This is a genomic window from Mycobacterium sp. SMC-4 (genome assembly GCF_025263265.1).
GTDB lineage: Bacteria > Actinomycetota > Actinomycetes > Mycobacteriales > Mycobacteriaceae > Mycobacterium.
The window spans coordinates 14,501-40,607 of the sequence record NZ_CP079869.1 but is presented as its reverse complement, the minus strand read 5'-3'; the positions used below and the strand labels follow the sequence as shown (position 1 = coordinate 40,607).

Below are 26,107 nucleotides of genomic sequence, written 5' to 3'. Positions count from 1 at the left end.
AGTGGCTATGACGATCCAGGTGGCTGTCCTCGACATGGCCGGCACGACCGTGGCCGACAACGGTCTGGTGCTGGCGGCCTTCGACCGGGCGGCCACCGCGGCCGGGGTTGCGGCCTCGGGTCCCGGGCGCGATCAGGCCCGCCAGTATGTGCTCGACACCATGGGACAATCCAAAATCTCGGTCTTTCGGGCATTGCTCGGGGACGAGGACCGGGCCCAGGTGGCCAATGCCGCGTTCGAGACCGCCTATTCCGAGCTGGTCGATGCCGGTGGATCGACACCGATAACCGGTGCTGCCGAGACGATCTCGCGGCTGCGGGCGTCCGGCGTGCGGGTCGCACTGAGCACCGGCTTCAGCGCCGCCACCCAGGAGAAGCTGCTGGCGTCGTTGGGGTGGCAGTCGCTGGCCGATGTGGCGTTGGCCGCCGGCCAGGGACTGCGCGGGCGCCCGTACCCGGATCTGAACCTCACCGCGTTGATGCGGTTGGGCGGTGACGCCGTGAGCAACCTGGCGGTGCTCGGTGATACCACCAGCGACATCGACTCCGGTCTGCGTGCCGGGGCGGCCGTCGTCGCGGGCACCCTGACCGGTGCGCACACCGACGCGCAGCTGCGCGCCGCCGGTGCTACACACATCGTCACAACGGTCGGCGAGTTCGCGGATCTGGTTCTGGCGCAACGCTGACTGTCGGCCCGGACAACAGTTCGTCTCAGGCCCAGCCCTGCTCCCCACCGTGGGGAACGTGCTGACCTGCTGCCCACGTTCCGGGCGCTGACCTGAGGATCGGTGCGGACCGTTAAGGTCGATACAGTGGCTGCCTTCGACCCGCCGGTGCGATCCTGCCGGAACATTACTGTGTCGGGTCCCCGGCGGTGCCGATGACGGGCCTGATCGCGGCGTTGGCCGGTCTGGCATTCCTGGATTCACTCAGTGTGCTCAATATCGGCGTGGTGGCCGCGATTGTCTACGTCAGTCGGTTGAACCGGCAGTCCGCTCTGCCGGGGGGGCTGAGCTTCATCGGTGGGGTCTACTCGGTGACGTCGGTGTTCGGCCTGTGCGCCGTGCTCGGCATCGACTTCCTCACCGACCTCACCGGGTTCGAGCTCACCCCGGCAACCCGGTACGGGGGCGGGTTCCTGCTCGGTGTCGTGCTGATCCTGCTGGCATTCTTCCCGCTGGTGGCACAGAGCGCCGCCCCCGGCTGGGCCATGGCGGCAATGCGCCAGCGTCCCTGGCTGCTCGGATTCGTCGGCGTGGCAATCGGTCTCGGCCAAGCTCCGACAGCGGTCCCCTACCTGGCCGGGTTGGCGATGATCGCTGCACAACAGCCGTTACCAGCGGCCTGGCCAGCGCTCGTGCTCGCCTACTGCGCCGTCGCGCTGCTGCCCTGCATGCTGGTGCTGGCGCTGTCCACGAGTAAGAGCAAGAAGGCCGACCGGGCGCAGCGGCTATTGGTGCGCACCCTGACCCAGTACGGCCCACTCGCTGTGCGCATCCTGTTCGTCGTCGCCGGAATTCTGCTGATTGCCGACGCGCTGGTGCACCGCGCCGTGTGGTGGTGACCGCCGGTGTCAGGTCGAGCCGGTGTCAGGTCGAGCCGACCACCGAGAGAAGTTGCAGTTTCTCATAGCTTTCGCTGCCCGGTGCGGCGGTATACACCAGCAGCGTGTGGGACTCCTCCGGGTCGAGCAGGATCTGACAGTGCAGTTCCAACCGCCCCACCTCGGGATGGTTGTAGCGCTTGATTTCTCGGGGTCGGATTCCCACCTCGTGCTGCGCCCACAACGCGCGGAACTCTGCGCTCCGGGCAGTGAGCAGCTCCAGCAGCTGCGCGGCCGTGGACTGCGGACCGCGCAGCGTGAGGACTCCGCGCAGGCCCGACACATACATGCGCGAATAGAATTCGTGGTCTTCGGCAGGGTGCAGCGCCCGGGCGGTGGGGTCGGTGAACCAGCGGTAGCCGATGCTGCGCGACGGTCCGGTGTGTCGGCTCAGGTCACCGACAAGGGCGACGCCGAGCGGTGTCTGACGCAGCGTCTCCCCCAGTTCGGTGACGATCTCGGCCGGGGTGTCGGTGAGCCTGTCGAAGATGCGCAGCATTCCGGGACTGATGTGGTCGGTGCCCGATCCCCGCGGCGGCGGTCGATGGCCGGCGAGCCGGAACAGATGGTCACGCTCGTCGCGTGAGAGGTGCAGGCCCTGGGCAATCGAGGCGATCATCTGCTCGGAGGGCTGCGGTCCGCGTTCCTGCTCCAGCCGCGTGTAGTAGTCGGTGGACATGTGGCACAGCGCCGCGACCTCCTCGCGCCGCAACCCGCTGGTGCGACGCCGTTGCCCGCGCGGCAGCCCGACGTCCTCGGGCTGCAGTACGTGGCGACGACGGACCAGGAACTCTGCCAGTCCGACCCGGTCGATCATGGTGCCGATTATTCCCGCCGCCCGACCGCCCAGCCATGGATCGTCAGACCGTGGATAACAGTCGCGCTCACCCGGCATCGTCGAGACCATGCCACGCAGACATGACGACATCGCCATCCCCGACCTGACCGGCACGCGTGCCGTGCTGACCGGTGCCAGCGACGGGATCGGCCTGGGCATCGCCACCAGTCTGGCCGGCGCCGGCGCCGAGGTGGTCATGCCGGTCCGAAACGCCGCCAAGGGCGAGGCCGCCGCGGAGCGGATACGGGCCCGGCATCCTCACGCGAAACTGGCGCTGGAATCAGTGGATCTGTCCTCGCTGGCATCGGTGGCCGCGCTCGGTGCGAAGCTGCGCTCCGCGGGTGCCCCGATTCACCTGCTGGTCAACAATGCCGGGGTGATGACACCACCGGACCGGCAGAGCACCGTCGACGGTTTCGAATTGCAGTTCGGCACCAATCATCTGGGCCACTTCGCGCTTACCGGGCAGCTGCTGCCACTGCTGCGGGCGGGTCGGGCGCGGGTGACCTCGCAGACCAGCATTGCCGCCCGCAGCGGCGTCATCAACTGGGACGACCTGAACTGGGTGCGCAGCTACAACGGTATGGCCGCCTACCGGCAGTCCAAGATCGCGTGTGGGTTGTTCGGGCTTGAGCTTGCCCGTCGCAGCGCCGTGGCCGGCTGGGGAATCACCAGCAACATCTCACACCCCGGTGTCGCGCCGACGAGCTTGTTGTCGGCGCGGACGGAGGTCGGCCGGGACCGCGACACCACGCAGGTCCGGATGATCCGCTGGCTGTCCGCGCGCGGGCTGCTCGTCGGCTCGGTGGACAGTGCCGCGTTGCCCGCGCTGATGGCGGCGACCGCCACCGAGCCCGGAGCGTTCTACGGGCCGCAGTGGCCCGGTGCCGCCGGCGGTCCGCCAGGTCCGCAGAAGTTGTGGAAGCCATTGCAGGACAACCAGACCGCAGCCCGGCTCTGGGAGGTGTCCGAGGGTCTCACCGGCGTCAGGTTCGACGGCTGACCTCGGTGTAGAGCTCCGGTCGACGATCGGCGAACAGGTCGTTGTTGTTCCCGAGCGCTTTGCCGGTGTCGATGGTGACGATCGCCGAGGCGACGCCGCGCTCGTCGGGCGTCGCGCACACCCAGCCGTGGCCGGAGATCACGGCGGTGCCCCCGGTCCATTCGACCCCGCGCTCGGTGCCATGTCGGTCGGCGATCACCGTCGGCAGCCTCGACGCCCGTGCGGCCGCCATCGCTTGAATGGTCTCGGGCGGGTGCTCACCGTCGGGCCGTTCGGCCAGCGGCCAGTTGACCGGCAGTGCCAACACGTCGGCCCCGGCCAGCGCCAATCGCCTAGGCACCTCCGGGAATTCGATGTCGTAGCAGATGGCGACACCGAGGCGACCGATCGGCGTCTCCAGGACCATCCCCGCTTCGTCGCCGACGCTGAAGAACCGGCTCTCCTCGTCCCAGAGGTGCGCCTTGCGGTAGCAGCCCAGGATGCCGGATCGCGCGAGCACCAGCGCCGAGTTGTACAGCCGATCGCCGGCTCGCTCGCAGAACCCCACCACCGCCACCGCGCCCTGCGGGACATCGGAGGTCAAAGAGGTCAGGCGCGGGTCGTCAGCGGTCATCGACAGCGCGCGGGCTTCGGCACCGTCGGCGAAGACATAGCCGCTGAAGGCCAGTTCGGGAAGCACGATGAGGTGGGGTCCGGGCGCGCACGCCTGCAGGGCCGCACGCGCGGCGGCGACGTTGTGTTCCGCGTCGCCGAACTCGATCGGCAGCGCGATAGCCGAGGCCCGTAGGGTGCGCATCAGTGACTCCCGTCGAACGCGACGGCCCGAACCGGTGCGCCGTCGGCGTCGATCGGCAGCGGGAAGAACCCGACGCACACATTCGCGGCGAGAGTGTCCAGATGGCAGAGGTTTTCGACGATCAGCGCATCGGCACCGAGGACGGCGCGATGCACCGGGAACTCGGCGACAGCCGCTGCGGTAGGGTCCGGGCTGAGGGTGTCGACGGCGAGCACGTGCATTCCGCGGCGCAACAATTCGACGGCGGCATCAGGGTCGAGCGCAGGGTGATCGAATGCCTCATCGGTGCCGAAGTGCGCGGCCCAGCCGGTATCGAGGACGATGATCGGTGGCAGCCGGACGGGCAGGCCGTCCGGAAGCGCCGCCTCGATCTCGGCGAGGCCATATGTCGAGCGCGGTGCGCAGCCGGTGAGATGCACCACCAGCGCATCGCCGACCAGTTCGTCGAGTCCGATGCCTCCGGTGGTGCGCGCCCCGGCGATGGTGTGCGATGGTGCGTCCAGGTGTGTTCCGGTGTGCGAACCCAGATGCAGCGCAACGACATCCACGCCGTCACGGGCGAGTTCGAGAGCGGATTCCACCCGCACCGGGGGATCGCCGGGATACACCTGCATCCCGGCGGTGATCGGGTGGCTCAGTTCACGCATGCCGCGCTCACACCTGTTCTGCGTCGGACCGGACGGCAAGGTGAACGCTGGGCTCCCGAGGCTGACGCGCGCGGCTGGGCAGCATGGCCACCAAATACAGGACGAATGTCAGGAAGAACGCCGGAATGGTCGCGCCGATCGGACTGGGCCAGACGTAGGCCCACACATACGACATCACCGCACCGACCGCCCAGGCCGCGACGGCAATCCAGTTGACCCCGGCGAGATACCAGTAGCGCCCCGGGCCGTCGCGCAGAATGTCGGCGGTGTACGCCGCGCGCTTCAGGATGTAGTAGTCGACGATCATGATCGCGAACACCGGAACGAAGAACGCGCCGATCATCACCAGGAAGTCGGTGAACTGGCCGAGCAACCCCAGCCAGGTTGCGCCGATGATCGAGATGACACCGAGAACCAGCACGGTGGGCAGGAAGCGCAGCCTGCTGCCGGGCCGGGCGTTGACCACCGACTGCACCATGCCGTAGACGACCATCGTGTTGGTGGCCATGACGGACAGGAAGATCACGATCGCCAGGGGTGGGCCGAACGCGGCGACGATGGTGCCCGGGTCGAAGGCGGCGGCCTCGTCGCCGCGAAGGATGACGTAACCGATCGCGGTTGCACCGAGGGTCATCGCGATGACCGTCGAGAGGGTGTAGCCGATGCCCGAACCGACGATGCCGGCCTTGCTCGAGCGGGCCAGCCGATTGAAGTCCGCCGACAACACCGTCCAAGAGATCGCGGTGGCGATGACGATGTCCAGAACCGTCACCGACGTGTAGCCAATCGACGCGTCGATCGGAATCGCCTGGAAATCTGCCGGACTGAAGCTGGTGAACGCGACGATGAAGATGTATCCGATGATCGCCAACATCAGCACGGCCAGCCACGGCTCGATCCGGGCGATGCCCTCGTGGCCGAGGATGGCGATCAGCACCACGATCGTCTGGCACAGGACCGCGAACAGCGCGGGGTTGGAGAATCCGGTGAGGCTTTCGACGAGGTAGTTGACGGTCACTCCGGCCAGCATCGCCTGCACCCAACTCCACCCCATCAGGATCACCACGTTCGCGGCCACCGGCAGCAGACTGCCGCGGATGCCGAACGCGCCGCGGGTCAGCGCCATCGTCGGTAGCCCCGTGCGGGTTCCGATGTTGCCCACCAGAGTGAGCACGACGGCACCGCCGAGGGTGCCCAGCAGGATCATGGTGAGCGCGGTGCCGTAATCAACGGCGGGAATCAGCAGCGTGCCGGTCAGCAGTGTGGTCACGACCAGGTTGGCGGCCAGCCAGATCATGCCGATGCGCGGTAGCGAGAGGGTGCCGCGCAGGGGTCCGGCATTGTCGGCCTGGATTTCCAGGCGACGGTCGAGGCGGGTGTAGAGCGAGGTCATACTGACTCCTCGGGGACCGGCGACAGGTGTTCGGCGTTCGGATCAGCCATGGTCGTGCCCGCGCGGCGCCATTGCGCTGATCAGTTCGTAGGCGACGTGCGCGGCGGCGATGCCGGTCAGCTGGGCGTGGTCGTAGGCCGGGGCGACCTCGACGACGTCGGCGCCGACGATCCGCCGGTCGGCCAGCGCCCGGATGATGCGCAGCAGCTCGCGACTGGTCATCCCCCCTGCTTCGGGGGTGCCGGTGCCCGGTGCGTGCGCGGGGTCGAGGACGTCGATGTCGATGGAGATGTAGAGCGGTGCCTCGCCGACGCGGCTGCGGATGCGCTCGATGGCCACCGAGACTCCCTGCTCCTCAATCTCTTCGGTGGTCACGATCGCGAAGCCCAGGCGCGCGTCGTCGCTGAGATCCTCTACTCCGTAGAGCGGGCCGCGGGTCCCGACGTGCATACTCGCGGTCAGGTCGATCAGGCCTTCTTCGGAGGCGCGCCGGAACGGGGTGCCGTGCGTGACAGGCGCGCCGAAATAGGTGTCCCAGGTGTCGAGGTGGGCATCGAAGTGCAGCACGGCGACGGGGCCGTGCTTGGCCGCGACCGTACGCAACAGCGGCAGCGCAATCGTGTGATCGCCCCCGATCGTCACCAGGCGATCCGCGCGCGAGGCGAGTTGCAGTGCGCCCGCCTCGATCTCGGCGACTGCGGCGTCGATGCTGAACGGATTGGCCGCGATGTCACCGGCATCGGCCACCTGTTGCACCGCGAACGGTGCGATGTGCTGTGCGGGATTGAAGGGACGCAGCAGTCGCGACGACTCGCGGACATGCGCCGGGCCGAAGCGGGCACCGGGCCGGTAGCTGACTCCGCTGTCGAAGGGCACACCGACAACCGCGATGTCGGCGTGGTCAACCTCGTCCAGACGCGGGAGCCGGGCGAACGTGGCGATGCCGGCGAAGCGGGGAACGACGCTGGCGTCGACCGGGCCTATCGGCGGTTGTTGCATTGAAGTAAACTTTCGATATCCTACAGACAACTATGGCCGTGATCCTATGACCGGCCGATACGGCTGTCAATGCGAAGCGAGGATCCCGTGCGGCCAGTCCATGCCGGTCCGAATGCCGCACCGATTGCGATCGGGGCGCGCATTCGCAACGCGCGAAAAGCGCAGGGACTGACGCTTTCTCAGGTCGCCGACAGCAGCGGCCTCACCAAGGGATTCCTGAGCCGGCTCGAGCGCGACGAAACCTCGCCCAGTGTTGCCACCCTGGTGCAGCTGTGCCAGGTGCTCTCGCTGTCACTCGGGGCATTGTTCGCCGAGCCGGAGATCCAGAAGGTCTCCGTCGACGAGGCGCCCTTGATCAATTTGGGCGGCACGGGGGTGACGGAACGACTGATCTCGCCGCGCGCCGAAGCTCGGGTTCAGGTCATTCGGTCGAGCATGCAGCCCGGCGCTACCGGCGGCACCGAGTTGTACACGATCAGCAGCCAGGTCGAAGTGCTCCACGTGCTCTCCGGAGCGGTCACCGTGCATTTCGTGGATCGCGATGTCGCATTGACTGCCGGCGACTCCCTGACGTTCCCGGGCCGAGAACCCCACAACTGGGACGCCGACCCGGTCGCCGGCGCCGAGGTCACGTGGGTGATCGTTCCGGCATCCTGGAGTGGAACCTCCTGAATAACAAGGGGATTGAATCAGCACGGTCCCCCGACGGGCTCAGCCTTCCTGCATCTGTGCCAGGCAGAATCGATTACCTTCGCCATCTGCCAGCTCGGCCGAATCACCGTGGCAGACCGGGCACCGCGGCCCAGTCTTTCCGCGTCCGGGTGCCTCGAACCGGAGATGCAGCCGACCCTGCCTCTTGGGTGGGTTCGAGTTGCGGACGAACTCCAGCCACGCGCCGCCCCCGGCGCGAAGTGCTGCGTAATCCGCGTGAGTGCGCGCCGGGGCGACATCGAGCTCCGCGGCCCAGAACCGGCAGGCGGCACCCGGATCGCGCACATCGGTCACCACCGCGGCGATGGGGCCGAGGCCGAGGTACTCCGCACGTGGCTCCAGGACGCAGAACTCGTTTCCCTCCGGATCTGCCATCACGGCCCAGGGAACTGTTCCTTGCCCGATGTCGATTCGACGACCGCCCAGCACACATGCCAGCTCGACAAGCTCGGATTGCTGGTCGACCGACGTCGAGGCCAGATCCAGGTGGAGGCGGTTCTTGTCGTCCTTGCCGAGGGTGCTCGGCACGAACTCCAAGCGCGCGCCGTCGGCCGGCGAGTTCAACAGCTCCGACCAGAACCGGTTCAGCCGCTCAGGGTCGACCGATTCCACCACCACGGCGGAAAGGACGGCGGTCACCTACTCAGTTAATCAGGGCGATCAGGCGTGGGCGTCGAGTGCGAGCACACACCGCGGTCCAATCAGGCGGCTCCGCGCAACAGGGCATCGATCGAGTGACGGAGTTCATCGACCGTGACGTGCTCGGTGATCAAACCGCAGGCCACAGGGTCGCCCGCCCGCACGATGCCCAACAAGAGATGTTCGGACTCGATCACTGAAGTTTTGTGCGCGAGTGCTTCTCGCAGCCCAAGCTCAAGCGCCTTCTTCGTCGATTTCGCAAACGGCAGTGTGCCGCGTCGAAGGCGCCTCCCCGAGCCCCCCAACGCATTCTCGAATGAACCGGCACCGAAAGTACGGTTGACCCGATCCCGCACCGCAGGAAGGTCGATACCAATAGCTCGCAGGGCATCGGCGTCATCGTCGAAGGACGCCTCACTCGTTCCAGCTGTTAACCGATCGCGAACCACATCGGCGCTCAAACCCAGGGCGGCGAGTTCAGCCGAGAGTTGCCGACTGGCACTCCGCAATACCCCTGCCAAGAGGTGTTGCGGTTCGATCACGTTGGCGCCGAGCTCTTTTGCCTCTTCCTGAGCGAGAACGACGGCAACTCGGGCATGGCGGCCGAAACGTTCGAACATGTTCATTTCCTCCGGTTGTACTTCTGATGGACTGCTTGGCGACTGACCCCGAGTGCGTCGGCGATCGCCTGCCAACTCCATCCCTGGGCGCGGGCATTGGCGACGTGGATGGCTTCCAATCGCTCTTGGAGGCGTTGCAACGCGCGTACCGCGCGCAGACCCTGCGCCGGGTCCGCATTGTCGGCTGCGTCGGTCAATGCACGAAGATCTGTCACGGTGTCAACTTACGTTGACGTCTTGCTGATGTCAACGTTTCTTGACAAATAGGGGCCTGCAGCTCCGCAGAACTGCGAGGCCTTGCGCAGGCACTCGCCGAAGGGGGTGCTGGCCGGTTGGATGGCGACGGCTACGCGACCTCGGGGTGGATTGATCCAAGCCGGTTTGAGTACCAAGCAACTGTGGGTCGCTACTCGGTCCCCTTCGCCGCGACCGTCCGAAGCCCCACCGGATAGCAGCGACGAGCTCCGATACGTAATCGTCTGCGCGCCATTGCTCGTGCTGGCACAGCGCCGACAAGCCTTGATTTCGTTGTCGAGGAAAATCTGGCGCCGCCACCGTGAGGCGTGGAGTGTGGGTACATCGAGGCGGCACGTCGGGCGGACAGCCACTACCGGCCCTGGCCAAACACAAAGGTCACGAACCAAATCTGGTTCGTGACCTTTATGCCTGCAGTTCGTAGAACCGCTCATGGTGGGCGAAGGGGTGTGTGAAACCACGACATAGGTGACAGATGAGTCGCGTCATGGGTTACACCTGCAAGAGTCCTCGATGAGTCGCGTCATAGGTGACAGTCGTGGTCCATGTCCAAAGCGCGTGTGGTCGTCCTCGAAGTCACCAGCGGCCACCTGACAGTCACCGAAGCGGCAAACCAGTACGGGCTGTCGCGCCAACACATCTACCGGCTGCTCGCCCGCTACCGCGACGGCGGCCTGGCGGCTGTCGACGCCCGCTCACGGCGCCCGACCAGCAACCCTCGCGCCGTGTCCGACGACGTCATCATCGCCATCGTCACGCTGCGCGAAGCGCTGACCGCCGACGGCCTCGACGCCGGACCCCTGACCCTGCAGTGGCATCTGGGCCAACGTGGGCTGCCGGTGCCCTCAACCTCGACCATCCGGCGCATCCTGCACCACCACGGCCTCATCACCGCCCAGCCGCGCAAGCGTCCTAAAAGCTCCTACCGGCGCTTTGAAGCCTCCCAGCCCAATGAATGCTGGCAATCCGACTTCACCCACTGGGCCCTGGCCGACGGCACTGACACCGAGATCTTGTCCTGGCTCGACGACTGCTCTCGCTACCTGCTGACCTGCACCGCCTACCCCCGCGTCACCGGCGCAGACGTCGTGGCCAGCTTCACCGACACCGCCGCCACCCACGGACTGCCCGCCGCCACGCTGACCGACAACGGCGCGGTCTACACCTCACGATTCACCCACGGCCACAACGACTTCGAGCGCCTCCTCAACAGCCTCGGCGTCACCCAAAAGAACGGCCGCCCAGGCCACCCGCAAACCCAAGGAAAGATCGAACGCTTCCACCGAACCCTCAAGCTCTGGCTCAGCCAACACCAGCGCCCCTCGACACTGGCTGAGCTACAACAGCTGCTCGACACCTTCGCCATGATCTACAACACCGAGCGTCCCCACCGCGCCCACCGCCACAGCGCCACACCGCACACCGTCTACCACGCCCTGCCCAAAGCCCACCCCGCCGGCGTCACCGAGCACTTCCGTATCCGCCACGACACCGTGGACCAATTCGGCAAGCTCACCCTGCGCTACAGCAGCCGCCTACACCACCTCGGCATCGGCCGCCAACACGCCCACACCCCAGTCCTGATCCTCGTGACCACCCAAACCGTCACCGTCATCAGCAAAACCAGCCACCAACTCATCGCCAGCCACCACATCGACCCCGACCGCAACTACTGGCGCAACCAACAGAAAAACCCCGGCCGATGGCCGGGGCAATCTGTCACCGATGACGCGACTCAGGTGTAACCGATGACGCGACTCATCACAATGGTGGGCGAAGGGGGACTTGAACCCCCACGTCCCGAAGGACACTGGCACCTGAAGCCAGCGCGTCTGCCATTCCGCCACTCGCCCGGACGACCGAGGGAGCCTATCACGCGCTCCGCCGGACTCCCCAACCGTATCGAGGCGCCCCCCACTTCGCCAAAACGGGTGCCGGCAGCGCTGTGACCAGGCTCGATTCGATTCTCAGAGTTTGGATGGTCCCGCATCGGCGCACCGGCCCACTACCATGCAGGCAGCACTCCCACCAGCCGACACGCTGGCGGGCCACCCAGCAGACGCATCACCGCAGAACGGAGACCACAACGATGGGACTCGTCGACCGTTTCGAGCGCAAGCTCGAAGATTCGGTCGGCAATGCCTTCGCCCGTGTCTTCGGCGGATCGATCGTTCCGCAGGAGGTAGAGGCGCTGCTGCGCCGGGAAGCCGATACCGGCACCCGGGAGATCCCGGGCGGCCACATTTTGGCACCGAACGACTACGTCATTACCCTCAGTGTGCCTGACTATCACAAGGTGAGTGCCGATCCGGACATCACCTCGACCACGTTCGCCAAGCATCTGGAGGGATACATCCATGAGCAGGGTTGGCAAACGTATGGTGATGTGGTCGTCAGATTCGAGCAGTCACCCAACCTGCACACCGGACAGTTTCGCGCGCGTGGCGCGGTCAATCCTGACTCCACCACGGATCGATCGGTCCCGCCGCCTCGACAAGACTCGTCCCCCGCAGAACCAGGAGTACCACCGATGACCGACAACCCGAGCTATCGCGGCGGCCCAGGACAGGGCCGGCCCGCAGACGATTATTACGACGAGCGCTACAACCGTCCGGATGATCGCGGCTATCCCCCACCTCCCCCGGCTGAGCAGGGCTATCCCCAGCAGGGTGAGCACGCTTACCCGCCGCCGCGCGGCGGTTACCCCGACCAGGGCGGCTACCCGGACCAGGGCGGCTACCCGCCGCAGTCCTACGAGCAGCGTCCCCCGGCCGGCTACGGCCCGCCCCAGGGCGGCTACCCGGACCAGGGCTACCGGCCCGGTCCCGGCGGGTACGGCCCGCCCCCCGGCGGTGGCCAGCACGGCTACGGCGGCCCGGCCGGCGACTACGACTACGGGCGTCCTCCCGGACGCCATGAGGAGGGCGGCTACGGCGCCCCGCCCCGACCGGGGTACCCGGATCAGGGTGGCTACCCCGACCAGGGCGGCTACCCGGATCAGGGCGGTTACGGCGGTCCGGGCGGTTACGGCCGCCAGGAATACGGCCAGCCCGACTACGGCCGCTACGCCGAGCCGGCCGCCGGCTATGGCGACCAGGGCTACACCGACCAGGGCTACGGTGCCGGCGGCTACGGCGGCGGAGGGTATGGCGCCGCCCAGGGCGAGTACCCGAGCGCCGGCGCGACGGTCACGCTGCAGCTCGACGACGGCAGCGGCCGCACCTACCAGCTGCGCGAAGGCACCAACGTCATCGGCCGTGGTCAGGACGCCCAGTTCCGGCTGCCCGACACGGGTGTGTCACGTCGGCATCTAGAAATCCGCTGGGACGGGCAGGTCGCGCTATTGTCAGACCTCAACTCCACCAACGGCACCACGGTGAACAACGCTCCGGTCCAGGAGTGGCAGCTGGCAGACGGCGACGTCATCCGGCTGGGCCATTCCGAGATCATCGTCCGCGTTCACTGAGCTCGGGCCGCTGACGGAAGCGGTCGTGTCGGTCGACGCCGCCAGTATGGTGGCGGTGCCGTAGGGACAGGAGACGGAGAGGACGTCAGATGCAGGGCCTGGTACTGCAGCTGACCCGCGTCGGCTTCCTGTTGCTGCTGTGGCTGTTCATCTGGTCGGTGCTGCGCATCCTGCGCACCGATATCTACGCGCCCTCGGGCTCGGTGATGGTGCGCCGCGGGTTGGCCCTGCGCGGGTCGCTGCTGCCCAACCGGACCCGTCGCCACGTGGCGCGCCAGCTCGTGGTCACCGAAGGCGCGCTGACCGGCACCCGCATCCCGTTGGGCACCCAGCCGGTGCTGATCGGAAGGGCGGACGATTCCACACTGGTGTTGACTGACGACTACGCCTCCACGCGCCATGCCAGGCTCTCGCCACGAGGTCCGGAGTGGTATGTAGAGGACCTAGGATCAACCAACGGTACATACCTCGACAGGGCGAAGGTGACGACGGCGGTACGGGTTCCGATGGGCACACCGGTGCGAATCGGCAAGACGGTGATCGAGCTGCGCCCGTGACCCTTGCCCTGCGCTACGCCGCCCGCAGCGACCGAGGGCTGGTCCGCGCCAACAACGAGGACTCGGTCTACGCCGGCGCGCGACTGCTCGCGCTCGCCGACGGCATGGGCGGCCACGCCGCCGGTGAGGTGGCCTCCCAGCTGGTGATCGCCGCGCTGGCACACCTCGACGACGACGAACCCGGCGGCGACATCCTCAGCAAGCTCGACGCCGCGGTGCGCGAAGGCAACTCCGCGATCGCCGAACATGTCGAAGCCGACCCCGAACTCGAGGGCATGGGCACGACATTGACGGCGATCCTGTTCGCCGGTAATCGTCTCGGTCTGGTCCACATCGGTGACTCGCGCGGGTATCTGCTGCGCGACGGTGAGCTGACCCAGATCACCAAGGACGACACCTTCGTCCAGACGCTCGTCGACGAGGGACGGATCACCGCCGAGGAGGCGCACAGCCACCCGCAGCGGTCGCTGATCATGCGGGCGCTGACCGGCCACGAGGTGGAACCGACGCTGATCATGCGGGAAGCCCGCGCCGGCGATCGCTATCTGCTGTGCTCCGACGGCCTGTCCGACCCGGTCAGCCAGGAGACCATCGCCGAAGCACTGCAGATCCCCGACGTCGCCGAGAGCGCGGATCGGCTCATCGAATTGGCGCTGCGCGGGGGCGGCCCGGACAACGTGACCGTGGTGGTCGCCGACGTCGTCGACGTCACGTCCTACGACTACGGCCAGACCCAGCCGATCCTGGCCGGCGCGGTGTCCGGCGACGACGACCAGAGCGCCCCGCCCAATACCGCCGCGGGCCGCGCATCAGCGTTCAACCCCAAGCGAACAGCCGCCAAACGTGTTGTGCCGCAACCCGAAGAACCGCCGCCACGACCTCGGTCACGGCGGCGAATGTACATTGCGGCCGCCGTCGTCGTGCTGCTCGTCCTGGCCGGTCTGGCGGTCGGCCGCGAAATCATCCGTTCCAATTACTACGTCACCGAACACGAGGGCATCGTGTCGATCATGCGTGGCGTGCAGGGCTCGTTCCTCGGCTACCCGCTCCAGGAGCCCTATCTGCTGGGCTGCCTGAACGCCCGCAACGAATTGTCCTTGATCAGTGCCGGCCAGACCAGCGACAACCTGGGCTGCCGGCTGCTTGCCGTGGCCGACATGCGGCCCTCCGAACGCGCCCAGGTGATCGCCGGGCTGCCGTCAGGCTCACTCGACGATGCCATCCGCCAAATCGAGGAACTGTCACGCAGTTCGGTGCTTCCGGTCTGTGCCCCCCGCACCACCACCCGGCAACCGGCCCCGAGCCCGACCACGTCACCAGGCGCTCCCCCACCGGCCACGACCGGCCCCGCCCCGACGCCGACACCGAGCCCACGTCCCGGTGCCACCCCCGGCCCGGCGCCTGAGACGCCCCGCACGGTCACCTCTCCGGCACCTGCACCGCCGCCTCCACCGCCCCCTCCCACGGTGACCGCCCTACCCCCGCCACCACCTCAACCGGGAACGAACTGCCGGGAAGTGGCATGACGACCCCGACGCAGTCCCCCGGCGTGGCAACCCCGACGCTGCCTGACCGCCGCAACGCCGAACTGCTGTTGCTCGGTTTCGCGGCGCTGATCACCACGGTGGCACTGCTGCTCGTCGAAGCCAACCAGGAACAGGGCCTGGACTGGGACCTGGCCCAGTACACCATCGGCTACCTGGCGTTGTTCGGCGGCGCGCACCTGGCCGTGCGACGTTTCGCCCCGTACGCCGACCCGCTGCTGCTGCCCCTGGTGGCGTTGCTGAACGGCCTGGGACTGGTCATGATTCACCGCCTCGACCTCGCCGAAGGCACCACCACCGCACAAGGCTTGGGCGGCTCGGCCAATCAGCAGATGCTGTGGACGCTGGTCGGGGTGATCGGGTTCTCGGCCGTGGTGTTCCTGTTGCGTGACCACAGGTCGCTGTCGCGATACGGCTACATCTGCGGCCTGAGCGGCCTGATCCTGTTGGCCATCCCCGCCGTGCTGCCCCGATCGATGTCGGAGCAGAACGGCGCCAAGATCTGGATCAAGTTGCCGGGCTTCTCGATCCAGCCCGCCGAGTTCTCCAAGATCCTGCTGCTGATCTTCTTCGCCGCGGTGCTGGTGTCCAAGCGCGATCTGTTCACCAGCGCCGGCAAGCACTGGCTGGGCATGGATCTGCCCCGTCCGCGCGACCTGGCGCCGCTACTGGCCGCCTGGATCGCCTCGATCGCGGTGATGATCTTCGAGAAGGACCTGGGCACCTCGCTGTTGCTCTACGCGTCGTTCTTGGTGCTGGTCTACATCGCCACCGAACGATTCAGCTGGGTGGTGCTGGGACTTGCGCTGTTCGCCGCCGGCAGCATCGTGGCGTACTACATCTTCGACCACGTCCAAGTGCGCGTGCAGACCTGGCTCGACCCCTTCGCCGACCCCGAGGGCGCCGGCTACCAGATGGTGCAGTCGCTGTTCAGCTTCGCCACCGGCGGGATCTTCGGCACCGGGTTGGGTAACGGCCAGCCCGGCACCGTACCCGCCGCGTCGACGGACTTCATCATCGCCGCCGTCGGTGAGGAACTCGGCCTGGTCGGTCTGGCCGCGGTGCTGATGCTCTACACCATCGTGGTCATCCGCGGACTGCGCACCGCGATCGCGGTGCGTGACAGCTTCGGCAAACTGTTGGCCGCCGGCCTGGCTTCGACGCTGGCCATTCAGCTGTTCATCGTGGTGGGCGGGGTGACCCGGCTGATCCCGCTGACCGGCCTGACCACCCCGTGGATGTCCTACGGCGGTTCGTCGCTGGTGGCCAACTACCTGCTGTTGGCCATCCTGATCCGCATCTCGCACTCGGCGCGACGCCCGCTGGTCAGCAAGCCGCTACCGGCCGGCAACATCGCCGCGTCCAATACCGAGGTGATCGAGAAGGTATGAACACCTCGCTACGCCGTATCTCGGTGATGATCATGGGTCTGGTGGTCCTGCTGCTGGCCAACGCGACGCTGACCCAGGTCTTCGCCGCCGACGGGCTGCGCTCGGATCCTCGAAACCAGCGGGTTCTGCTCGACGAGTACTCGCGTCAGCGCGGACAGATCACCGCCGGCGGCCAGCTGCTGGCTTACTCGGTGAACTCCGAGGGGCGGTTCCGTTTCCTGCGCGTCTACCCCAACCCGATGACCTACGCACCCGTGACCGGCTTCTACTCGCTGAGCTACTCCAGCGCCGGGCTCGAACGCGCCGAGGACCTGATTCTCAACGGCTCCGATCAGCGCTTGTTCGGGCGCCGGCTCGCCGACTTCTTCACCGGCCGTGACCCGCGCGGGGGCAATGTCAACACCACGATCAAACCCCAAGTACAGCAAGCGGCTTGGGACGCGATGGAGAACGGGTGCAATGGCCCGTGCCGCGGCGCGGTCGTCGCGCTGGAACCCGCGACCGGAAAAATCCTGGCGATGGTCTCGGCACCCTCCTACGACCCGAATCTGTTGGCCACCCACGACATTGCCGAGCAGTCACAGGCGTGGGAGCGACTGCGCGACGACCCCGGCTCGCCGCTGCTCAACCGCGCGATCTCCGAGACCTACCCGCCCGGTTCGACGTTCAAGGTGATCACCACTGCTGCCGCGTTGCAGAACGGCGCAACCCCGCAGACCGAGCTGACCGCGGTGCCGCGTATGCCGCTACCCGAGAGCACCGCCACGCTGCAGAACTTCGGCGGCTCGCCGTGCGGCGGCGGGCCGACCGCGACGCTGGAGTACGCGTTCGCGCACTCCTGTAACACCGCGTTCGTCGAACTCGGGCTCGACACCGGCGCCGATGCGCTGCGCGCCGCCGCTCGCGGGTTCGGCATCGACGACGTCCCCGCCGGCATCCCGTTGCAGGTCGCCGAATCCACCGTCGGTCCGATTTCCGACGCGGCAGCACTGGGTATGTCCAGTATCGGACAACGCGATGTGGCTCTGACGCCTCTGCAGAACGCGGTGGTGGCGGCGACCGTCGCCAACCGGGGGGTCACGATGCAGCCGTATCTGGTCGACAGCCTGCAAGGTCCCGACCTGTCCAACATCGCCACGACCGTGCCTGACGAAGAGCAGCGGGCCGTCGACGAGGACGTCGCAGATACACTTACCGATTTGATGGTCGCCGCCGAGCAGGTGACGCAGCAGAAGGGAGCCATCGCCGGCGTGCAGATCGCATCCAAGACCGGCACTGCGGAGCACGGCATGGACCCGCGCAACACGCCTCCGCATGCCTGGTACATCGCTTTTGCGCCCGCACAGGCACCCAAGGTCGCGGTCGCTGTGCTGGTGGAGAACGGCGGAGACCGGCTCTCGGCCACCGGTGGTGCGGTCGCGGCGCCGATTGGTCGCGCCACCATCGCCGCGGCGCTTCGGGAGGGCTCATGAGCCACCTTGCCGGAGGCAAGAAATGAGCCCCCGCGTCGGAGTCACGCTGTCGGGGCGCTACCGGCTGCAACGCCTCATCGCCACCGGCGGTATGGGCCAGGTCTGGGAGGGCGTCGACTCGCGGCTGGGCCGGCGCGTCGCCGTCAAGGTTCTCAAGGCCGAGTATTCGACCGACCCGGAGTTCGTCGAACGCTTCCGCGCCGAGGCCCGCACCGTCGCGATGCTCAATCACCCGGGCATCGCCGGGGTGTACGACTACGGCGAGACCGACATCGATGGGGAAGGCCGCACCGCCTACCTGGTGATGGAATTGGTCAACGGGGAGCCGCTGAACTCCGTGCTCAAGCGCACCGGCCGGCTGTCGCTGCGCCATGCGCTGGACATGCTCGAGCAGACGGGGCGGGCGCTGCAGGTCGCCCATACCGCCGGGCTGGTCCACCGCGACGTCAAACCGGGCAACATCCTCATCACGCCGACCGGTCAGGTGAAACTCACCGACTTCGGCATCGCCAAGGCCGTCGACGCCGCCCCGGTGACCCAGACCGGCATGGTGATGGGCACCGCGCAGTACATCGCGCCCGAGCAGGCGCTGGGCCACGACGCCACCGCTTCCAGTGACGTCTACTCGCTGGGAGTCGTTGGCTACGAATCGGTTTCGGGCAAACGGCCGTTCACCGGCGACGGTGCGCTGACGGTGGCGATGAAGCACATCAAGGAGACCCCGCCGCCGCTACCGGCCGATCTCCCGCCCAATGTGCGTGAGCTCATCGAGATCACGCTCGTCAAGAACCCGGGCGCGCGCTACAAGTCCGGCGGTGCTTTCGCCGATGCCGTTGCCGCGGTGCGGGCCGGCCGCCGACCGCCGCGGCCCAACGCGGCACCGGCCATCGGGCGGGCCGCGCCGACCGCGGTGCCGCCCGCCATTGCGCAGCGCCCGGCAGCGGAGATGACCGGCCGCGCGCCGGCCACCGCGACGCGTGCGCGCGCGGTCGGCAGTCACCGCTCGGCGCCGCCGCCGCGGCGCACGTTCTCGTCAGGGCAGCGGGCGCTGCTGTGGGCCGCCGGGGTGCTCGGCGCGTTGGCGATCGTCATCGCGATACTGATCGTGCTCAACGCGCAGGACCGTCGGGACCGCACCCCACCGCCCACCGTCACCGAGACTCCGACCACCGAGGTGGTTCCGGGTGAACCGCCCGCCGAGCCACCACCCGAGACGCCCGCTGCTGCACCGGCCGGTGCAGCGGAAAACCCGGCCGCTCGTGAATCTGCCCGATACTGGGTATCAGCATTCCTCGACCGCTCACCGCCGGTGGCGGTGTCCCTGGCGCTTTCAGAACAGATGTTGACATGACGACCCCACAGCACCTGTCCGACCGGTACGAAGTCGGTGAGATCCTCGGCTTCGGCGGTATGTCCGAAGTGCACCTGGCTCGTGATCTGCGGTTGCACCGCGACGTCGCGATCAAGGTGCTGCGCGCCGACCTGGCCCGCGATCCGAGCTTCTACCTGCGGTTCCGGCGGGAAGCCCAGAATGCAGCGGCGCTGAACCATCCCGCGATCGTCGCCGTGTACGACACCGGCGAGGCCGAGACGCCCACCGGGCCGCTGCCCTACATCGTGATGGAGTACGTCGACGGTGTGACGCTGCGTGACATCGTCCACACCGACGGGCCGATGGATCCCCAGCGGGCCATCGAGGTTATTGCCGACGCCTGCCAGGCGCTGAACTTCAGCCATCAGCACGGCATCATCCATCGCGACGTCAAGCCGGCCAACATCATGATCAGCAAGACCGGCGCGGTGAAGGTGATGGACTTCGGTATCGCCCGGGCCATTCACGACGCCGGCAATCCGGTCACCCAGACCGCCGCGGTCATCGGCACCGCGCAGTACCTGTCGCCCGAACAGGCCCGCGGCGTCAAGGTCGACGCCCGCTCGGATGTGTACTCGCTGGGCTGCGTGCTCTACGAGGTGCTCACCGGCCAGCCCCCGTTCGTCGGCGATTCTCCGGTCGCGGTGGCCTATCAGCATGTCCGCGAAGACCCGGTGCCGCCGTCGCAGCGGCACAGCGACATCTCCCCGGAACTGGACGCGGTCGTGCTCAAAGCGCTGGCCAAGAACCCGGACAACCGCTACCAGACGGCCGCGGAGATGCGCGCCGACCTGGTCAAGGTGCATAGCGGTCAGACGCCGGACGCGCCCAAGATCCTCACCGACGCCGAACGGACGTCGCTGCTGGCCGCGACGCCGTCGCACCCGCACACCGAGCCGATGGGCCCGGTGCGCGGGCGTCGGGCCCGCTACGAGGAGTCGGCGGGCCGCGGGTCGGTGGGCCGGTGGCTGGTCGCGGTGGCCGTGCTGGCGGTCCTGACGATCGTGGTGACCGTCGCGATCAACATGTTCGGCGGTGAGACCCGGGAGGTCCAGGTTCCCGACGTCAGTGGGCAGCCCTCGGCCGACGCCATAGCCGCACTGCAGAATCGCGGCTTCAGCATTCGCACCCAGCAGCGACCGGACTCGACCGTGCCGCCCGACCACGTCATCAGCACCGAGCCCGACGCCGACACCTCCGTGGCCGCCGGTGACGAGGTGACGCTGAATGTGTCGACCGGGCCCGAGCAGCGCGAGATTCCCGACGTGTCGGGGCTCAGTTATGCCGAGGCGGTCGAGAGACTCACCGACGCCGGATTCGAACGCTTCCGCCAGACCGAGTCGACCTCACTGCCCGAGCAACGCGACACGGTGATCTCGACCGTCCCGCCGGCCAATCAGACCTCGGCGATCACCAACGAGATCACCGTCGTGGTGGGTCGCGGTCCGGCCACCGCGAGCGTGCCCGACTGCGTCGGCCAAACCCCCCAGGTATGCGAGCAGGTGATGGCCGCCTCCGGTTTCACCAACGCCGTGCCGATCGAGGTGGACAGCACGGTGACCGCCGGCCAGGTGGTCGGCAGCGAGCCGGCGGCCGGTGAGACCGTGCCTCAGGACACCGTGATCCAGATGCAGGTCTCGCGCGGCAACCAGTTCGTGATGCCCGATGTGGTCGGCATGTTCTGGACCGACGCCGAACCGCGGCTGCGTGCGCTGGGCTGGACCGGGGTGTTGGACAAGGGCCCCGACGTGGCCAATTCCGGTCAGCGCACCAACGCGGTGGTGCGTCAGGCGCCGGCGGCCGGCAGTGCGCTGACCTTCGGCAGCAGAATCACGCTGAGCTTCGCGTCGTAGCCGCCTCGACGGCGCCGGCGACCTCGTCCTCGAGCTGGCGGACCAGCGTCTCGGCCGGCGGCTGGCCGCAGTAGCCCAGCCAGTTGGCCAGCATGCGGTGGCCGCCCTGGGTCAGGATCGACTCGGGGTGGAACTGCACCCCGTGGATCGGCAGCTCGACGTGTTGCACGCCCATGATCACGCCGCCCTCGGTGCGGGCGGTCACGGTCAACTCGGCGGGCAGCGTTTCCGGCAGGATCGTCAGCGAGTGGTAGCGCGTGGCGGTGAACGGGTCCGGCAACCCTTGCAGCACACCGAGATTCACGTGATAGACGGTGCTGGTCTTCCCGTGCAACAACTCGGGGGCACGGTCTACGGTGCCGCCGAACGCCACCCCGATGGCCTGGTGGCCGAGGCAGACGCCCAGGAGTGGGGTGCCGGCCTCGGCGCAGGCCCGCACCAGTCCGATGGTGGCGCCGGCGCGCTCGGGCGTGCCGGGCCCGGGGCTGAGCAGCACTCCATCGAAGTCGCGGGCTGCCGCGGCGATGTCTGCAGCGGTCGTCAGATGTGCGTCGTCGTTGCGCCACACCGTCGCGTTCACCCCGAGCTGACCCAGGTACTGGACCAGGTTGAACACGAAGCTGTCGTAGTTGTCGACGACCAAGACCTGCATCAGGCCAGGCTAGCGTGCGCCTCGCTCAGGACGCAGCGGATGCCCGCTCGCTGCGACGGCTCTCACTGCGGGCAGTTGAGCCGCTGTCCGAGTCGCCACCGGCCGACGGTGTGGTCCCGGCGGACTGTCGGGGGTCGGGGGAGACGTCGTCATCTTGCTCGTCGATATCGGGCTGTGTGAGATCGGCGTCCTGGAGCTCATCGAGGTCGACGGACTCTTCGAGCTCGACGGCGTCGTCGACGGGCTCACCAAGGTCGGCCGACACGTCGGCGGCCAGCGGCTCGGTCCCACTGGAGTCGATCAGCGGCTCGTCCGCCGCGTCCACCGACCCGTCGGCGGACTCCTCGATGACGGGGTCGGCGGCAGGCGCGACGGTGCGGCGTTCGGCCTGACGGTCACTGCCCTGCAGCGACGCCGGCGGCAGCCCGTTGCCCCAGTCCGCGCCCTCGCCCTGCTCGACGTAAGCCGGACGATCGTAGTCGCGTTCCACCAGCGGCCGGAAGATGGCATCGAGCTGAGCCATCTGGGACTCGCTGGCGAACCAGCTGACGAACTGCAGCATCGGCAACACCTCGGCCTTGACCAACATGTAGGTGGTGCCGTCCTCGTCCTGGTAGACGAGGTTGCGCGGATCGTTGATGTCGATGTTCTTGTACGCGAAGTGGTTGGCGAAGGACAGGTTGATCAGTGAGAACAGGCCGAAGCGGTCCGGCCGGTCAGCAACACTGTCGTACTGCATGGTCACGTTGAGCACCTTGTAGGGCAGATCTTCGGGCAGCCCGGTGCCCGGGAAGTCCTTGGCCTGTCCGCCGTACTTGCTCTCGGGGTTGCCGTAGGTCACCAGCAGCACGACCCGGTTGGGGTCGGGAGCCACGCCGGGGAACACGTCCCAGGTCCGCAGGCGTTCGTAGATCGACGAGGCGCCCACCGAGTAGCCCATGATGATCAGGTCGCCCGGGGTGAGCATGGCCGCAGCCTGCAGCGCCATGGCGCCGGTGAAGGCGTCACCCAGCCCCGGGGAAGTATTGACCGTTTTGCACGAATTGTGCTCGCAGAACGCGCCCTTGAAGCCCTTCTGGGTGGTCTTGGGCGGTTGGAATGTCCCCTCGACGTTCAGCACCGTCGCGGCCTCCGCCGCCGGCGATGGGGTCAGTCCCAGAACTGCCGGCACGCACAGTGCCGAAGCCGCCACAGCTGCTGCCGTGCGACGGGGCCGACGGGGCCGACGATGTCGACTGGTCATGGGTTCCCTCCGAGTCATCCGAGCGCCGGACCGTCGGGGCCACCCCCATCCGAGCTTTGCTCATGTTAGGGGTTAGCTAACCAGCGCGCCAGCGGAAGCGAGCAGTTCCTCATTTTTCCGCCGGGCCCCGACGAAGGACCACACAGCGGGCTGAACACCAGGCCTGCTGTGTGATCTTGAGTTAACGAATACCAAACGCCAGGCGCCGGCGGGTGAAGTTCAGCAATTTTAACTGCTGCGTCACTTTAGTAGCCCACAGGGCCGAGTGGTTCGGCGAACTGCATGCGGACCGGTTCGGTGTGGCCGACCAGTTCCACCTCGTCGCTGCGTTGCTCCACGTAACCCAACCCGAACCGCACCGCGTACTGCTTGTACAGCGAGACCATCTGGGACTCGGCCAGCGCCGACTGCATCTGCGTCGCGTCCCCGACCGCCGAGATCACATACGGCGGGCTGTAGGTGCGTCCGTGCAGCAGCAGGGTGTTGCCCACGCAGCGCGGGGCAGACGTCGCGGTGATGCGCTGGTCCTGAAGCTGGATCCCTTCGGCGCCCGCACTCCAGAGCGCGTTGATCACGGCCTGGATGTCCTGCTGGTGGACCACCAGGTCGTCGGGGGAGGCGTCGCGCGGAAAGCGTCCCTGGGCATCGCGCTGGGCGTCTTGCAGGGTCACCACGAGGCCTGGTCCGCGCAGGGCGGTCAGGCCGGCCTGATCGGAGAGCACGTCGGCACGCCGGGTCATCGCCTCCAGCGCCTGCACGGTCGCCGGTGACCCGCCGTGGTGGTTGTCGGTCTCGGCGACCAGCACATCACGCTGGCCGGTCAGCCGGTCCACCGACTGCTGGGACTCCCGGACGAGGTCGACCAACCGGGGCGAGTCGCTGCGCCGGATCTCGTCGCCACCGGAGACGCCGTAGGTCACGCCCAGCAGCAGCCCGGCGGCCGCACAGACCACCGGGACACCGAAACGCCAGCCGGTTCGCTTCTGCTCGGACACGTCGCGATCCTTCACCGGTCGTCTCCTTCGCAAGCCGCAGCCCCGGGCTGCGTTAGGCTTTCTTCTACCCATCGTCGCACCGTCCGAAGGTTCCCATGCCCAAGTCCAAGGTCCGCAAGAAGAACGACTTCACCATCAATCCGGTGAGCCGGACGCCGGTGAAGGTCAAAGCCGGTCCGTCGAGCATCTGGTTTGTCGTGTTGTTCGTCGGCCTGATGTTGATCGGACTGGTGTGGTTGATCGTGTTCCAGCTCGCCGGCAGCGGGCCGGAGGTCCCCAGTCTGCTGCAGTGGATGGCCGACCTGAACGTCTGGAACTACGCCATCGCGTTTGCCTTCATGATCACCGGCTTGCTGCTGACCATGCGCTGGCGGTGAGTTGACGGGGCCGGAAATTCGGTCGCGGTCCGTTTCCGGGCCCGCAACCTGCGCGTTACCAGATCACACGCGTGTAGTTCATCCCCATTGGGGATAGCACCTGTGGATAACAGTGAATGCCACGCTAGGAGGCTGTGAATTGTCGCCACAGCAAACACAGTGGGGTCCGCCGACCGCGGGCATCCTGGGCGCCGCCGCAGCGGGCATCATGCTCGGTTTCGGCGCTGTGACGCTGGTCACAGACCTACCCGGGCGCATCCTGATCGGGTTGGCCGCCCTGGGTTTGCTTGTGTTCGCCGTCATGTCGTGGCGGGCACGTCCGAAATTGGCAATCGCCGACGACGCGCTCGTCTACCGCGGATGGTGGCAGCAGCGCACGCTGAACCGCGCGGAGATCACGTTGACCCGCATCACCGAGTTCCGCCGCATCGGGCGCAGAGTGCGGCTGTTGGAGATCGAGACGGTCGACGACCGTCTCCTGGTGCTCAGCCGCTGGGACCTCGGGACGGACCCGGTGGAGGTCTTCGATGCGCTCACCGAGGCCGGGTTCACACCCGGCGCCCGGTGACGCGGCACTAGGAGATGGTGACCGACTCGATGACGACGGGGTCGGTGGGACGATCGGAACGGTCGGTGGCCGTGGTCGCGATGGCATCGACGACCTTCTTCGACTCGGGGTCGACGACCTCACCGAAGATGGTGTGCCGGCGGTTGAGATGCGGCGTTTCGGTCACGGTGATGAAGAACTGCGAGCCGTTGGTGCCGGGACCGGCGTTGGCCATCGCCAGCAGGTAGGGCTTGTCGAACTGCAATTCGGGGTGAAATTCGTCGGCGAACTGGTAGCCCGGCCCTCCGCGACCGGTTCCGGTCGGGTCACCGCCCTGGATCATGAACCCGTCGATGATGCGATGGAACACCGCGCCGTCGTAGAACGGGCCCGAGGATCCACCCGAGGAATTCTCGGTGCTGTAGTCCTTGGTGCCCTGGGCCAGTCCGACGAAGTTGGCCACGGTCTTGGGAGCGTGATTCCCGAACAAAGCGATCTTGATATCGCCGCGGTTGGTGTGCAGGGTCGCGGTCGCGGTCTGAATAGGACTGGTCACGGAAAGTCAGTGTGCCACGCGCCCTCGGAGACCAACCGGGCACCGTGGGGTTGGCAGAGATGGCAGGCTGAAGACCCGACCGTGACACCGGTCCTCCGGCGTGAGAGAGGTAAGCGATGAGCTCCAAGACCGAAGACCGACTGAGCCCGGGCCAACGGCTGGGCCGCGGCCTGAAGTACTCGACCGTCGGCCCGGTGGATGTCACCAGGGGAGTAGCGGGCCTGGGCGTCGATTCGGTGCGCTCGTCGGCATCCTGGGTCGGCGAGCGTTATCGCCGCAGCAAGGTCGCCCGCCAGCTCAGGGCCGAGCTGGCCTCGGCGCAGGAGGCTGTCGCCGGCCTGCCGGAGGCACTGGGGAAGGCCCGCAAGTCCCGCAGCCGGCGCCGTCCCCTGCTGATTGTCGGCGTGGGCGTGGCGGTGCTGGCCGGGGGAGCGGTCGCGTTCTCGATCGTGCGCCGCTCCACCCAGCCTGAACCGTCTGCGCTACCGCCCAGTGTGGAGGTCACCCCGAAGCCGTAGGTGTAGTGGCGGGCATCGGCGGGGTATGGCTGAGCCTCAGAGGACAACACTCCCGGAAGGC

At 67.4% G+C, this 26,107-nt stretch carries 27 protein-coding genes and 1 tRNA gene; 15 read left to right on the top strand and 13 right to left on the bottom strand.

Features of this window, described 5'->3' with window-relative positions:
* Positions 1-7: 7 nt before the first annotated feature.
* Both KXD98_RS00205 and KXD98_RS00200 read left to right on the top strand, forming a co-directional pair.
* Positions 8-685: a phosphonatase-like hydrolase gene (locus KXD98_RS00205; RefSeq protein WP_260761318.1), complete on the top strand. Its 678-nt coding sequence runs from the start codon at positions 8-10 to the stop codon at positions 683-685.
* 194 nt (positions 686-879) lie between these two features.
* Positions 880-1,563 (top strand): GAP family protein, encoded by a 684-nt coding sequence (locus KXD98_RS00200; RefSeq protein ID WP_260761317.1) that lies wholly within the window; start codon positions 880-882, stop codon positions 1,561-1,563.
* A gap of 25 nt (positions 1,564-1,588) precedes the next feature.
* On the opposite strand, the gene KXD98_RS00195 is transcribed toward KXD98_RS00200, so the two are convergent.
* Positions 1,589-2,419 carry a helix-turn-helix transcriptional regulator gene (locus KXD98_RS00195; RefSeq protein WP_260761316.1) on the bottom strand — a complete coding sequence of 277 codons (831 nt, stop codon included), beginning with the start codon at positions 2,417-2,419 and terminating at the stop codon, positions 1,589-1,591.
* A gap of 88 nt (positions 2,420-2,507) precedes the next feature.
* Here KXD98_RS00195 and KXD98_RS00190 point away from each other — a divergent pair, with 88 nt between their 5' ends.
* The gene (locus tag KXD98_RS00190) at positions 2,508-3,443 is read left to right on the top strand and encodes an SDR family oxidoreductase (RefSeq protein ID WP_260761315.1); all 936 of its coding nucleotides are present in this window, start codon (positions 2,508-2,510) and stop codon (positions 3,441-3,443) included.
* Here the strand turns inward: KXD98_RS00190 and KXD98_RS00185 are convergent.
* The 4 genes from KXD98_RS00185 to speB are packed head-to-tail and all read right to left on the bottom strand — an operon-like array spanning position 3,427 to position 7,278.
* Positions 3,427-4,239: a nitrilase-related carbon-nitrogen hydrolase gene (locus KXD98_RS00185; RefSeq protein ID WP_260761314.1), complete on the bottom strand. Its 813-nt coding sequence runs from the start codon at positions 4,237-4,239 to the stop codon at positions 3,427-3,429. The two genes, KXD98_RS00190 and KXD98_RS00185, sit on opposite strands and share 17 nt — an antisense overlap.
* A complete protein-coding gene (locus KXD98_RS00180) occupies positions 4,239-4,886 on the bottom strand; it encodes a cyclase family protein (RefSeq protein ID WP_260761313.1) in 648 nt (215 codons plus the stop codon). Before KXD98_RS00180 ends, KXD98_RS00185 begins: the two co-directional genes overlap by 1 nt.
* 7 nt (positions 4,887-4,893) lie before the next feature.
* Positions 4,894-6,279 (bottom strand): cytosine permease, encoded by a 1,386-nt coding sequence (locus tag KXD98_RS00175; protein WP_260761312.1) that lies wholly within the window; start codon positions 6,277-6,279, stop codon positions 4,894-4,896.
* 42 nt (positions 6,280-6,321) lie between these two features.
* The gene (gene speB / locus KXD98_RS00170; RefSeq protein WP_260761311.1) at positions 6,322-7,278 is read right to left on the bottom strand and encodes an agmatinase; all 957 of its coding nucleotides are present in this window, start codon (positions 7,276-7,278) and stop codon (positions 6,322-6,324) included.
* Between the two features lie 87 nt (positions 7,279-7,365).
* Between speB and KXD98_RS00165 the strand changes: the two genes are divergently transcribed.
* A complete protein-coding gene (locus KXD98_RS00165; protein ID WP_260761310.1) occupies positions 7,366-7,950 on the top strand; it encodes a helix-turn-helix domain-containing protein in 585 nt (194 codons plus the stop codon).
* A gap of 39 nt (positions 7,951-7,989) precedes the next feature.
* On the opposite strand, the gene KXD98_RS28470 is transcribed toward KXD98_RS00165, so the two are convergent.
* From KXD98_RS28470 to KXD98_RS00150, 3 genes are all read right to left on the bottom strand, one after another.
* The gene (locus KXD98_RS28470; protein ID WP_260761309.1) at positions 7,990-8,628 is read right to left on the bottom strand and encodes a VOC family protein; all 639 of its coding nucleotides are present in this window, start codon (positions 8,626-8,628) and stop codon (positions 7,990-7,992) included.
* Positions 8,629-8,690: 62 nt separating this feature from the next.
* Positions 8,691-9,248 (bottom strand): Clp protease N-terminal domain-containing protein, encoded by a 558-nt coding sequence (locus KXD98_RS00155; RefSeq protein ID WP_260765457.1) that lies wholly within the window; start codon positions 9,246-9,248, stop codon positions 8,691-8,693.
* Between the two features lie 2 nt (positions 9,249-9,250).
* Positions 9,251-9,463 (bottom strand): helix-turn-helix domain-containing protein, encoded by a 213-nt coding sequence (locus KXD98_RS00150; protein ID WP_260761308.1) that lies wholly within the window; start codon positions 9,461-9,463, stop codon positions 9,251-9,253.
* 585 nt (positions 9,464-10,048) lie between these two features.
* Between KXD98_RS00150 and KXD98_RS00145 the strand changes: the two genes are divergently transcribed.
* On the top strand, positions 10,049-11,248 hold the full coding sequence (locus KXD98_RS00145; RefSeq protein ID WP_260759232.1) for an IS481 family transposase: 1,200 nt from the start codon (positions 10,049-10,051) through the stop codon (positions 11,246-11,248).
* Between the two features lie 22 nt (positions 11,249-11,270).
* Here the strand turns inward: KXD98_RS00145 and KXD98_RS00140 are convergent.
* Positions 11,271-11,356, bottom strand: a tRNA-Leu gene (locus KXD98_RS00140).
* 236 nt (positions 11,357-11,592) lie between these two features.
* Between KXD98_RS00140 and KXD98_RS00135 the strand changes: the two genes are divergently transcribed.
* From KXD98_RS00135 to pknB, 7 genes are all read left to right on the top strand, one after another.
* On the top strand, positions 11,593-12,969 hold the full coding sequence (locus KXD98_RS00135; RefSeq protein WP_260761307.1) for an FhaA domain-containing protein: 1,377 nt from the start codon (positions 11,593-11,595) through the stop codon (positions 12,967-12,969).
* Positions 12,970-13,058: 89 nt separating this feature from the next.
* A complete protein-coding gene (locus KXD98_RS00130; protein WP_260761306.1) occupies positions 13,059-13,526 on the top strand; it encodes an FHA domain-containing protein in 468 nt (155 codons plus the stop codon).
* On the top strand, positions 13,523-15,052 hold the full coding sequence (locus tag KXD98_RS00125; protein ID WP_260761305.1) for a PP2C family serine/threonine-protein phosphatase: 1,530 nt from the start codon (positions 13,523-13,525) through the stop codon (positions 15,050-15,052). The genes KXD98_RS00130 and KXD98_RS00125 overlap by 4 nt, the downstream gene beginning before the upstream one ends.
* On the top strand, positions 15,049-16,461 hold the full coding sequence (locus KXD98_RS00120) for an FtsW/RodA/SpoVE family cell cycle protein (RefSeq protein WP_260761304.1): 1,413 nt from the start codon (positions 15,049-15,051) through the stop codon (positions 16,459-16,461). Before KXD98_RS00125 ends, KXD98_RS00120 begins: the two co-directional genes overlap by 4 nt.
* On the top strand, positions 16,458-17,933 hold the full coding sequence (gene pbpA / locus KXD98_RS00115) for a D,D-transpeptidase PbpA (protein ID WP_260761303.1): 1,476 nt from the start codon (positions 16,458-16,460) through the stop codon (positions 17,931-17,933). The genes KXD98_RS00120 and pbpA overlap by 4 nt, the downstream gene beginning before the upstream one ends.
* A gap of 22 nt (positions 17,934-17,955) precedes the next feature.
* Entirely contained in the window at positions 17,956-19,284 is a 1,329-nt protein-coding gene (locus tag KXD98_RS00110; RefSeq protein ID WP_260761302.1) for a protein kinase domain-containing protein, read from the top strand.
* A complete protein-coding gene (gene pknB, locus KXD98_RS00105) occupies positions 19,281-21,158 on the top strand; it encodes a Stk1 family PASTA domain-containing Ser/Thr kinase (RefSeq protein WP_260761301.1) in 1,878 nt (625 codons plus the stop codon). The genes KXD98_RS00110 and pknB overlap by 4 nt, the downstream gene beginning before the upstream one ends.
* Here the strand turns inward: pknB and KXD98_RS00100 are convergent.
* The 3 genes from KXD98_RS00100 to KXD98_RS00090 form a co-directional block, all read right to left on the bottom strand.
* Positions 21,136-21,810 carry an aminodeoxychorismate/anthranilate synthase component II gene (locus KXD98_RS00100; RefSeq protein ID WP_260761300.1) on the bottom strand — a complete coding sequence of 225 codons (675 nt, stop codon included), beginning with the start codon at positions 21,808-21,810 and terminating at the stop codon, positions 21,136-21,138. The genes pknB and KXD98_RS00100 overlap by 23 nt on opposite strands.
* Before the next feature lie 25 nt (positions 21,811-21,835).
* Positions 21,836-22,981 (bottom strand): PE-PPE domain-containing protein, encoded by a 1,146-nt coding sequence (locus KXD98_RS00095; RefSeq protein ID WP_260761299.1) that lies wholly within the window; start codon positions 22,979-22,981, stop codon positions 21,836-21,838.
* Positions 22,982-23,298: 317 nt separating this feature from the next.
* Complete coding sequence (locus tag KXD98_RS00090) at positions 23,299-24,063, bottom strand: DUF881 domain-containing protein (RefSeq protein ID WP_396882144.1); 765 nt, start codon at positions 24,061-24,063, stop codon at positions 23,299-23,301.
* Between the two features lie 80 nt (positions 24,064-24,143).
* Between KXD98_RS00090 and crgA the strand changes: the two genes are divergently transcribed.
* The gene (gene crgA / locus KXD98_RS00085; protein WP_260761298.1) at positions 24,144-24,425 is read left to right on the top strand and encodes a cell division protein CrgA; all 282 of its coding nucleotides are present in this window, start codon (positions 24,144-24,146) and stop codon (positions 24,423-24,425) included.
* A gap of 139 nt (positions 24,426-24,564) precedes the next feature.
* A complete protein-coding gene (locus tag KXD98_RS00080) occupies positions 24,565-24,993 on the top strand; it encodes a PH domain-containing protein (RefSeq protein WP_260761297.1) in 429 nt (142 codons plus the stop codon).
* 7 nt (positions 24,994-25,000) lie between these two features.
* Here KXD98_RS00080 and KXD98_RS00075 read toward each other — a convergent pair whose 3' ends face one another.
* Entirely contained in the window at positions 25,001-25,528 is a 528-nt protein-coding gene (locus KXD98_RS00075; protein ID WP_260761296.1) for a peptidylprolyl isomerase, read from the bottom strand.
* A gap of 116 nt (positions 25,529-25,644) precedes the next feature.
* Between KXD98_RS00075 and cwsA the strand changes: the two genes are divergently transcribed.
* Complete coding sequence (cwsA, locus tag KXD98_RS00070; RefSeq protein WP_260761295.1) at positions 25,645-26,046, top strand: cell wall synthesis protein CwsA; 402 nt, start codon at positions 25,645-25,647, stop codon at positions 26,044-26,046.
* Positions 26,047-26,107 lie beyond the last annotated feature (61 nt).